8 protein-coding genes, 1 tRNA gene and 1 pseudogene are annotated in these 9,558 nt (G+C 38.2%); 5 read left to right on the forward strand and 5 right to left on the reverse strand.

Annotated features, from left to right (window positions below; translation table 11 throughout):
• Positions 1–179 precede the first annotated feature (179 nt).
• Entirely contained in the window at positions 180–1,223 is a 1,044-nt protein-coding gene (tsaD, locus tag IQ228_RS13735; RefSeq protein WP_027402290.1) for a tRNA (adenosine(37)-N6)-threonylcarbamoyltransferase complex transferase subunit TsaD, read from the forward strand.
• 209 nt (positions 1,224–1,432) lie between these two features.
• On the opposite strand, the gene IQ228_RS13740 is transcribed toward tsaD, so the two are convergent.
• Positions 1,433–2,323 (reverse strand): alpha/beta fold hydrolase, encoded by an 891-nt coding sequence (locus IQ228_RS13740; protein ID WP_027402291.1) that lies wholly within the window; start codon positions 2,321–2,323, stop codon positions 1,433–1,435.
• Positions 2,324–2,522: 199 nt separating this feature from the next.
• Positions 2,523–3,242 (reverse strand): hypothetical protein, encoded by a 720-nt coding sequence (locus tag IQ228_RS13745; RefSeq protein ID WP_027402292.1) that lies wholly within the window; start codon positions 3,240–3,242, stop codon positions 2,523–2,525.
• A 660-nt stretch (positions 3,243–3,902) separates the two neighbouring features.
• Between IQ228_RS13745 and IQ228_RS13750 the strand changes: the two genes are divergently transcribed.
• From IQ228_RS13750 to IQ228_RS13760, 3 genes are all read left to right on the forward strand, one after another.
• Positions 3,903–4,430 (forward strand): GNAT family N-acetyltransferase, encoded by a 528-nt coding sequence (locus IQ228_RS13750; RefSeq protein ID WP_027402293.1) that lies wholly within the window; start codon positions 3,903–3,905, stop codon positions 4,428–4,430.
• 162 nt (positions 4,431–4,592) lie between these two features.
• A tRNA-Pro gene (locus tag IQ228_RS13755) sits at positions 4,593–4,666 on the forward strand.
• A gap of 525 nt (positions 4,667–5,191) precedes the next feature.
• Positions 5,192–5,641 carry a thioesterase family protein gene (locus tag IQ228_RS13760; RefSeq protein ID WP_027402294.1) on the forward strand — a complete coding sequence of 150 codons (450 nt, stop codon included), beginning with the start codon at positions 5,192–5,194 and terminating at the stop codon, positions 5,639–5,641.
• A gap of 51 nt (positions 5,642–5,692) precedes the next feature.
• Here IQ228_RS13760 and IQ228_RS13765 read toward each other — a convergent pair whose 3' ends face one another.
• The 3 genes from IQ228_RS13765 to menA all read right to left on the reverse strand — a co-directional run bounded on the left by IQ228_RS13765 (position 5,693) and on the right by menA (position 9,055).
• Positions 5,693–7,015, reverse strand: a complete 1,323-nt coding sequence (locus IQ228_RS13765) for a 2-succinylbenzoate--CoA ligase (RefSeq protein WP_193963172.1) — start codon at positions 7,013–7,015, stop codon at positions 5,693–5,695.
• Positions 7,000–7,989 (reverse strand): o-succinylbenzoate synthase, encoded by a 990-nt coding sequence (locus IQ228_RS13770; RefSeq protein ID WP_027402296.1) that lies wholly within the window; start codon positions 7,987–7,989, stop codon positions 7,000–7,002. Before IQ228_RS13770 ends, IQ228_RS13765 begins: the two co-directional genes overlap by 16 nt.
• A gap of 166 nt (positions 7,990–8,155) precedes the next feature.
• The gene (gene menA / locus IQ228_RS13775) at positions 8,156–9,055 is read right to left on the reverse strand and encodes a 2-carboxy-1,4-naphthoquinone phytyltransferase (RefSeq protein WP_193963174.1); all 900 of its coding nucleotides are present in this window, start codon (positions 9,053–9,055) and stop codon (positions 8,156–8,158) included.
• A gap of 278 nt (positions 9,056–9,333) precedes the next feature.
• On the opposite strand from menA, the pseudogene IQ228_RS13780 reads away from it, so the two are divergent.
• Positions 9,334–9,558, forward strand: a pseudogene (locus tag IQ228_RS13780) (isochorismate synthase); the annotation flags it as partial.

Consider the following 9,558-nt stretch of genomic DNA (forward strand, 5'->3'; position numbering starts at 1 on the left):
GGAGTAGGGGGCAGGGGGCAGGGAGTAGGGGAGATATGAGAGAATATATATATTCTCTTGCATTTTGCATTTTGCATTTTGCATTTTGCCTCTTGCCTGTTCCCTGTTCCCTGTTCCCTATTCCCTGTTCCCTATTCCCTATTCCCTATTCCCTGTTCCCTATTCCCTATTAATCTCCTATGACAACCGTTTTGGCTATTGAAACCAGTTGTGATGAAACTGCTGTGGCAATTATTAAGAATCGTGAAGTATGTAGCAGTATTGTTGCTTCACAAATTCCTGTTCATCAACAATATGGTGGGGTAGTGCCGGAGGTGGCTTCACGTCAGCATTTAGAAACGCTGAATTATGAAATAGAGCAAGCGATCGCATCTAGTCATTTAGATTGGAGTCAGATTGACGGGGTAGCTGCCACTTGTGCGCCTGGACTGGTAGGAGCGTTGCTGGTAGGATTAACGGCTGCTAAAACTCTGGCAATTGTCCATAATTTGCCTTTTTTGGGGGTGCATCACCTGGAAGGTCATATTTACGCGACTTACTTGAGTGAGCCAAGTTTAAATCCTCCCTTTCTTAGCTTACTTGTTTCTGGAGGTCATACAAGCTTGATTTATGTGAAAGATTATGGTATCTACGAAACCTTGGGAGAAACCCGTGATGATGCGGCGGGTGAGGCTTTTGATAAGGTGGCGCGGTTGTTAAAACTGGGTTATCCCGGTGGACCAATAATTGATAAACTGGCACAAACTGGCAATCCCCAAGCTTTTGCATTACCGGAAGGCAAAATTTCTTTACCTGGTGGGGGTTATCATCCTTATGATTGTAGTTTTAGCGGATTGAAGACAGCAGTATTACGTTTAGTGCAGCAGTTAGAGAAAGAGGGCAAAGAAGTACCAATAGCGGATGTAGTGGCTAGTTTTCAGGATACCATAGCGCGATCGCTCACCAAAAGGGCGATCGCCTGCGCTCGTAACTATGGACTAGATACCATTACCGTAGGTGGTGGTGTAGCTGCTAATAGTGGACTAAGAAAGCATTTACAAGCAGCAGCCAGCAAACATAACATCCGGGTTTTATTCCCCCCCTTAAAATTTTGTACCGACAACGCCGCCATGATTGGCTGTGCCGCCGCCGAACATCTATCACTTGGGAGAACATCACCCCTCACATTAGGAGTGCATTCCCGGCTCTCACTGAACCAAGTCATGCAATTATACGAAAATTAGTTCGGGACTTAGGGGCGCAGGTCTCGCACCCATTCAGGAGTATGGCTAACGCCACGCTACGCTATCAGGACGTAGGGGCGCAGGGACTGCGCCCATTCAGGAGTTCAGGAGAAAGAAGAATTTTCTTAATAACCAATGACCAATGACCAATGACCAATGACCAATGACCAATGACCAATGACCAATAACTAATAACTAATGACCAATAACTAATGACTAATGACTAATGACCGAATATGTTCAGCCACGGCTTCTGGTTGTTCCAACATAGCCAGATGACCACAATCGGGAATTTCAATCACATTATCGCCCACGTATTGAAAAAGCCAATGAAAACTTGCTAAATGGCGGACATACTTAGGTTCCATCACCTTATCGTCAGCACCAGCTAAAAAATAGACTGGCTGTTTTAATTTGGATACTAATTGGGGTAGACAGTTAATTTCTTCTTCCGTAGTGGAGTCGAGAAGAGTTCCCAAAGCAGCTTCAGGGTCAGCAATAATAAAATCAATCAGTCGTTGACGCGCCCAATATCGGTCTAGAGGACGCAACACACTAGCTTTAGTAAACAACAAATCAATCCAAGGCATTTGTGAAAGCCAACGGGGACGGACTTGTAAAAATTTTTGCCCAGTGGCGCGAAATTGCTCAAAAGCTTCCTTCAGATAAATCCCACCACCGGCATTAATACAAATCACACCTTGAACACAATCAGGTAGTTGAGCCGCAGTCCATAGAGCAATAGTACCACCTAAGGAATGACCGACTAACCAAGCGCTAGAAATATTCAGGTGTTGGAGAAGCACAGCCAAATCCTGAGCATAAGCATATGGAGAGTGCATAGAATCCAAAGACAAACTAACCATACTAGAGTCTGTAGCAGTCAGTTCTATATCTGATGTCACCTGAGACTGGGATTCACCAAAACCTCGTAAATCATAAGATAAACACTGCAAATCTACCGATAAACGAGAAATCACAGGTTGCCAATATACACTACTATTTAGCCAACCGTGGATAAATACTAAAGTATGGGGGCATGATGTGGGAGCAGTTAGCTCATAAGTATGTGGAACGCCTAAGATTTCTATTGTTGCCATAATTAAATATCGTACCCTCAAGGGTGGGTGCGACTCAATACAACTCAACACGAACAGAGAACCAAAAATTCAAAAATTAAAATTTTGAATTAAGCAGATGGACGTTAAATAAACAAAATGTGTAAATAAAAGTACAATTATCTAAAACCTTTTGCCTTGTTATAACAACAACTTTTAACGCCAACCTACTGAGCTAATTTTATTGATTAAGTAATCTATGTTTCACCCCTTCCGCGATTTTGTGACCTAAATATTCAGGAATGAGACTTTCATTCGGACCTAACAAATAAAGAATTAGTCGAGTCCGTCCGCGCCAAACTAGTAAATTGGCGTTAACCACCAGCAGATCTTCTTGCCAGATAGCATACATTACTTTATAGAATAATCCAGGTTGATTATCAGCTTCAATTACTAAAGCCGGAAGATGAAAAACAGGATCAACATAGAAATCAGTTTGTACCTGTTCCAAACCAGCATCAAGATTAAATTCTACAGCCAGCATTTCTTCTACCTCAAATGTGCCTGCTAATGCCTCACGAATAGCACGACAAACATTTTCAGCAGTTTTTTCAGTTAGTGCTTTATTGCCACGAGATACCAGTAATTTAATAAAAACCAGCATTGGTGGTCGAATTTGACCGTATAAACTTAGACCATGAATAGTTAAACCATAAGCTGCTAGGACACCAAAAATATCGCTCAAGAGGAAAGATTGATTGCGGTAGGCAAAATGAAGGGCGCTTTTACTCCCTTCTGGCTTCATCTCAATAACAGCCCGTTTAGTTTTATAAAGACGGTATGCTAGGCGTAAATTTTGAAGTTGAATCTCACTGCTAACAAATTGCTCATAGAATTGGGGAAACGCCCGATTAAAGCGTTTCAGGAGTTCTAGAGTTGAAGATTTTAAACCAGAAGCCATTTTTGCGGGTAGGACTTGCTTGTTTTGTACAAACTGGGGCAGGGGAGCAGGGGGGCAGGAGGACAAGGGACAGGGGGAAGATTAAGCACTTTTACCTGTTACCTGTTGTCTTGTGCCTCTCACGTATCCCCAATTTAATTAGATACAGCATATTGCAAATTAATGAGGTACAGGATCTAAATTCAAAGCCAGATAGCAAGGCAGTTTTAGTCCTGACTTGGTGACTCGGTGACTCGGTGACTCCTGAATTCTGCTGTATCAGAAATAATGTTATCTTTTAAAGTCTACAGCGGATCAGTTAAATTATTTATTCTCATTGTGTTATTGAAGTTGATATTGATTAGCATAGGATGATCTGAGTTTTATCTGGTCATGACAGCAACGCGACTGAAACTAGTCACGAAAATGAGAAAGATCCTTGAATTTCGGAAAATTTTTGCCTTTGGTTCAGTTTTATGGAGTAGTGTCAAAACAAAATGCTAGAGTTGAGAGTGATTGGGAAGAAACACTGGATAACTAGCTGTGAGTATTGCAAATCGCTAAACCGCGTAGAATGTTTCTAGTGAATTAGCCGGCAATAATCATAGTGACGTTAAATGTGAATCAACACTTTTTAAAAGTGGAAACCAATTTTAGTCATACTACCCGAACTGCATTGGCATGGGTTTTTGGAAAACTTGGTTTAGCACTCCTGAATCTTTAGCGACAAATAAAAACACTGCTGTTAATGAGCATACAGCGGAAGTTGATGGTAATTCTAGTGTAAGTAAGGATCAAATCGTTTTCAGTACGGAAAGAGATATTGACCTTTATGAACTTGAAGAACTCTGTGATGCAGTTGGCTGGTCACGTCGCCCTCTTAGAAAAGTAAAAAAAGCTATTGAGCATAGTTTTCTCGTAGCCTCTATGTGGCAAGTGCGAGGAAACAAAAAGCGTTTGATTGGTTTTGCCCGTGCTACCTCAGATCATGCTTTTAATGCCACTATTTGGGATGTAGTCGTTCATCCTGATTTTCAAAGTAGAGGACTAGGTAAGGCATTAATGAAATATGTCCTCAAAAAACTCAGGAGTGAAGAAATTAGTAATGTCACTCTTTTTGCCGACCCTCATGTTGTAGATTTCTATAAGACGATGGGCTTTATGTCAGATCCTGAAGGTATAAAAGGAATGTTTTGGTATCCTCAGTGATCAGGTAGCTGGGGTGTGGGGATTAGGGAATTGAGGATATTTCCCTAAATCTGATTTTTCTGGATCATTGGGTTTGCATTTTTTATTTTTTGTGATATGATAGTCGAGATGAACCAACAATACATGATTCGGTTCGTGTGGAGTTTGGTTTTGATGGCTTTACGGGATGTAGCGCAGCTTGGTAGCGCGCCTGCTTTGGGAGCAGGATGCCGCAGGTTCGAATCCTGTCATCCCGATTTATGCGTAGTTATACTTGGTAATAATATTCCTATGATACTACTACACTGCGGCTTAAGGGACTTCCAATTAAAAAAATACCCAAAAATTTCTTGTGGTGCGGGCATCTTGCCTGCTAATCATCAAGGACAGGCAGGATGCCCATCCCACAAAATTGGGTAATTTATTTTTTGGTGTTCCCTAAGTGAATAAACCATTTTCAAGCCTTGTAATCAATCAAATTTTCGGAGCTTTTAATAGTCATATTATTTACACCAGGCTGTACTAGTAGATTCTGACCATGAAAAATTCAGAAAGCAGGGTCTGCGCCCAGAAACGATTCATCAATAACAGCATGAAATTTATTTACCTCAACCCGTAATAGCTATTAAGAATGGTTACTTTATTTGCGCCATGCTGTACTAGGACTTACGCATTGACAAAAAACATTATCTATGCGTTCTGAGATCATGGGATTTTTATTAAAAGTTAATATTAAGTAAAATGATATGTAATAGCAGATTTTAATTCAGGACATTTTTGCAATGGCTTTTACATATTACTACACTGTAAGATTTCAAGATACTGATGCGGCTGGAGTCGTTTATTTCGCTAACATTTTGAGAATTTGTCATGAAGCTTATGAGGTTTCATTAGCCGCTTCTGGTATTAATCTTAAATCATTTTTTACTAATCCATCTGTGGCTTTTCCTATTGTTCATACAAATGTAGATTTTTTACGTCCTATGTATTGTGGTGACAATTTAATGATTAGTCTATTAGCAGAAAAAATAGGTTTAGATAAGTTTGAAATTACCTATGAGATTATCATAGATGAAGTCGTAGTTGCTAAGGCAATTACTAGGCACGTTTGTATTGATATAAATAGTAGAAATAAGCTGGAATTACCAAGTTATATGAATCATTGGCTAGAAACTAACCACAGAGACGCAGAGGGCGCAGAGAGAAGAAGGTCAAGGGAGGAGGTTATGTGATTTCAGGACATAGATCTCCGACTTCTTGCAAGAAGTCGGGGATCTAAAGTATTATGTTTTCAGAATATCTTCGGCGATTTTTTGGAGTTGTTGACGGTTGATTTTATCTTGGACGTTACGGGGTAAGTTTGGTAGGGAAATCCAATATTTGGGAATTTTAAATTTACTCAGTTGATTTTTGAGTTGAGTTTGAATTTCTATGTGGGAAATATTTTTATCTTTGGGAATATAAATGGCTGTTAATGCTTGTCCCCAATATTTATCAGCTATACCAATTACACAAACATCAATTACCATTTGAGTTCTTCTAATCGCTGATTCAATTTCGATTGGGTAAACATTTTCCCCACCTGTAATGATTTTGTCGCTATTCCTGCCAATAATATGTAAGTAGCCTTGATGATCTAAAAAACCAAGATCATCAACTATAAAGTTATTTCTATTTTCCCAGATTTGGGGATAATAACCTAATGCTAAAGATTGAGTTTGAATATTTAGATTTCCCGGTGGATTATCAATGACGATTTTAACATGGGGTAGGACTTTTCCACTATTAAATTTACCTTGTAAAAATTCATCCGGTTTAAGAGTTGCTATTTGAGAAGCGGTTTCTGTCATTCCATAGGTAGGTGCTAATCTAATTTGATGATATCTCGCTTTTTCTAATAGTTCTTCCCAAGGTGGCGCACCTCCTAAAAGGACAGTAGAAAATTTGGATAGCCATTGAGTTAATGCGGGATTTTGGAGGAATTTTTGTAATTGGGTAGGAACTAAAGATATAAAGAAATCGTGGGGATTAATATTTGGTAATTGAGAATTTTCTAAGGTTTTAGATGAGGTTATGACTAATTTACCTCCTGTTGTGAAGGAACGCATAAATTGCATTAACCCACTCACATGATATAATGGTAATACACAAAATGAATTAACTGAATTGATTTGAAAATATTCTGTAAATCCTCGCACTGAAGTAGTTAATGTTTGCCATGTATGAATAGCAAATTTTATCTTTCCTGATGAACCACCCGTAGGAATCATGATAGTATTACTAATTGGTAATTCATAATTGGAAATTTGTGATTTTGAAAAGTGATAATCTATTCCTAAAACTATATCTGGTTGGATTAAATTAAAGACTTGTTCCCATTCGTCTTGACTCCAATCTGGGTTACAGAGAAAAACTGGACATTTAGCCGCACAAGCAGCAATAAAACTTCCTAAAAATCTCACTGGCGATTTTTCTGCAATGATGATTTTTGGATTTGATAACTGGGTTAATTTTAAATATAATTCTGTTGCTATCTTTGGTAATTCTTGGCTATGATCACAAATTAGCCAATCATGGTTTTGGATATTATCTAAAATGTTTTCCATAGACTTTCTAGCCAGTTTGCTTCTTGTTGTTGAAAAAAGTGGTTAATTCCAAAGCCAACAGCGCGGTTATTTGTGGATAATTCTGCGGCTAATTGTAGTGAGGCTTGTCTACCAATTTCGGTTTCAAAGACAGATGAAAATACAATATCAATTTGATGTTGTTTGCAAAACTCTCTTAACTGAGATGGTGAACCGAATATTCCCGGTTTAATTACAAATATTCCTCGCCAACCTTGCTGAAAACATGATTCTAATTGGTGGAGATTGGCGACAGATTCATCTAAGGCTATGGGTGTTAAATATAAGTTACTTAATTCTTGCATTTCTGTAAATTTATCTACAGATAAAGGTTGTTCGATAAATTCAATTTTGGGTGAGAATTGATCACATTTTTCTAGCCATAATTTAGCTTGTTGATAAGTAAGTCCGCCATTAGCATCTAAACGTAATTTTGCTGATGTTGGTAAACTGGAAATGAGTAAATCAAATATTTCTAATTCTTGATTGATTTCATTAACACCGATTTTCCATTTAAATGTTTTATATCCTTGTTCCCATAAGTTACTCCATTGATTTAAAGCTAATTTTCCGGCTGGTAATAAGCCGCTGTAGGTGAGATTAGTACCTGGCGACTGGAAAGATGCCTCCGGCACGCTAACGCGGCTACACAGACGAAACCCACCTGGGTGGGTTGAAGATTCAAAAGCAAATTGACAGGCTGGTAATTTATCGGGAATGGCAAAAATTATCTCTTTGGTAATTTCTTTTGGAAGTTGACGACAAAAATCTAAGGCTTGTTCTATGGTTTCTGAACCAAACCAAGAAATAGGGGAAATTTCTCCCCAAGTAATCTGATCTTTTTCGTCAATTAAGCGGATAATTATGCTTTCGCGGATTTCCCAAATTCCATGATTTGTAATCATAGGTTTGGTGAATTTCTGACTAAAGTAACGAAAGGAAAATTGATAAATCATGAGAAAGGAGTCAGAAGTCAGGAGTCAGGATTCAGGAGGGATAAAGAAAGAAGAAGAAAATTTATCCCATTCCGTATTCCTTGCTTTATATAGCGGTTCCTAGTCTGATGAGGTATAAAATTATCTGTGTTCATCTGCGTTTATCTGCGTTTAATTCTGAAAATTATTAACCCATAATAAATCCCACACCCAAAAATAAGCAACTCACAAACTGAACTCTGATAGCGATGAATTTAGAGTTACTTACTTTGTCTGGTTGATTGTGATTTTCTAAGACGTGACGACATAATTGAATTGCAAAAGGTAAACTCAGGAAACTGAGTAAAGTCCAAATTGGGAAAATATTCAAAATCACAAATAGCAAAGTTAAGGGATAAATACTCGCCGTAAATCCGACTAATACCTTTGCGCCTGTTTGCGTTCCTAAACGCACAATGGGAGATTTCTTTCCTGCGGCTATGTCATCTGCAACTTGGTGAAAATGGGAGCAAAATAGCACTAAACTGGTAACAATGCCCAAAATCATGGAAGCTGCTAAATTAATGATAGACCAAGTTTGAGTTTGACTGTAATAGGCTGCACCCATACCCAATGGACCAAAGGCAAAAAAGCAGAGAAATTCCCCTAAACCCTGGTATCCTAGCCGAAAGGGGGGACCTTGGTACATATAGCCTAAGCCGCAGCATAAGAGGATTATAGCAATAACTGTGGGGTCTTTTTGCACAAAAGCGATCGCTATTATTCCCAACAACCCCAAACCTAAACACAGGTTTCCTATCCAAAACATTAAAGTTTTATTACCAGTTAAATTCACCAATGAATGATGTTTATTCTGGTCAATTCCTGTTTCTGCATCAAATACATCATTACTAATATTTTCCCAAGCTAAAAGCAAAATTGCTGCGGCAATAAACAAAGAAAATATTGTTATATTAAAAATCTTTACTTCCCTAAATGCTACCGCCGAACCTACCCAAATCGGCATAATAGCAACACTGTACATTGGCGGTTTAATAGCCGCCAGCCATAGTTTAGCTTGAGGTGGTGAAATCTGAGTTGAAGTCATCAGTTGTGCTTAGTTAAATTACCAGAACTTTAGTTATCGGTTAAATTTTATAATTTCAGAGTTTAACTTTGGTAAATTACCAAAAAGTGCTAATTTTATGATTATAGGGGAATATCCTGCCATAAAACCTGCTATCTTGCTACCAAAACAGGATCAAGCCCAAAATCAAACTAAGTTTATGCTGGTTAATGGTAACTGAATTATGTTACCTATAAAAATACCACCATGATTTATGACATTTTAGGAAGATAACTTAATAAAAATTAACTTATACATCCATGACAATTTCACCATGTCGTAGCCACACCTTTGTAGATTACAAATATCTTAATCAATTGCTATTAGAGGTTCAGGAAAATTGCCGTCGCCATAATAATAGTAAAATTGTCAGTATTCCCCTAGAAATTAGCTTAGTTGATCCTTTGCTAGTTTTCGATAAATTTAATCATAAAAATACCATAAACTTTTATTTTGAAAATAGAAGTAATGGTGAAGCAATGGCG

It is taken from the genome of Dolichospermum sp. LEGE 00246, from assembly GCF_015207865.1.
Lineage (GTDB): Bacteria > Cyanobacteriota > Cyanobacteriia > Cyanobacteriales > Nostocaceae > Dolichospermum > Dolichospermum heterosporum.

Coding starts and splice junctions, on each gene's coding strand:
- tsaD (WP_027402290.1), top strand. CDS start 180: ATGACAACCGTTTTGGCTATTGAAACCAGTTGTGATGAAACTGCTGTG.
- IQ228_RS13740 (WP_027402291.1), bottom strand. CDS start 2,323: ATGGCAACAATAGAAATCTTAGGCGTTCCACATACTTATGAGCTAACT.
- IQ228_RS13745 (WP_027402292.1), bottom strand. CDS start 3,242: ATGGCTTCTGGTTTAAAATCTTCAACTCTAGAACTCCTGAAACGCTTT.
- IQ228_RS13750 (WP_027402293.1), top strand. CDS start 3,903: ATGGGTTTTTGGAAAACTTGGTTTAGCACTCCTGAATCTTTAGCGACA.
- IQ228_RS13760 (WP_027402294.1), top strand. CDS start 5,192: ATGGCTTTTACATATTACTACACTGTAAGATTTCAAGATACTGATGCG.
- IQ228_RS13765 (WP_193963172.1), bottom strand. CDS start 7,015: ATGGAAAACATTTTAGATAATATCCAAAACCATGATTGGCTAATTTGT.
- IQ228_RS13770 (WP_027402296.1), bottom strand. CDS start 7,989: ATGATTTATCAATTTTCCTTTCGTTACTTTAGTCAGAAATTCACCAAA.
- menA (WP_193963174.1), bottom strand. CDS start 9,055: ATGACTTCAACTCAGATTTCACCACCTCAAGCTAAACTATGGCTGGCG.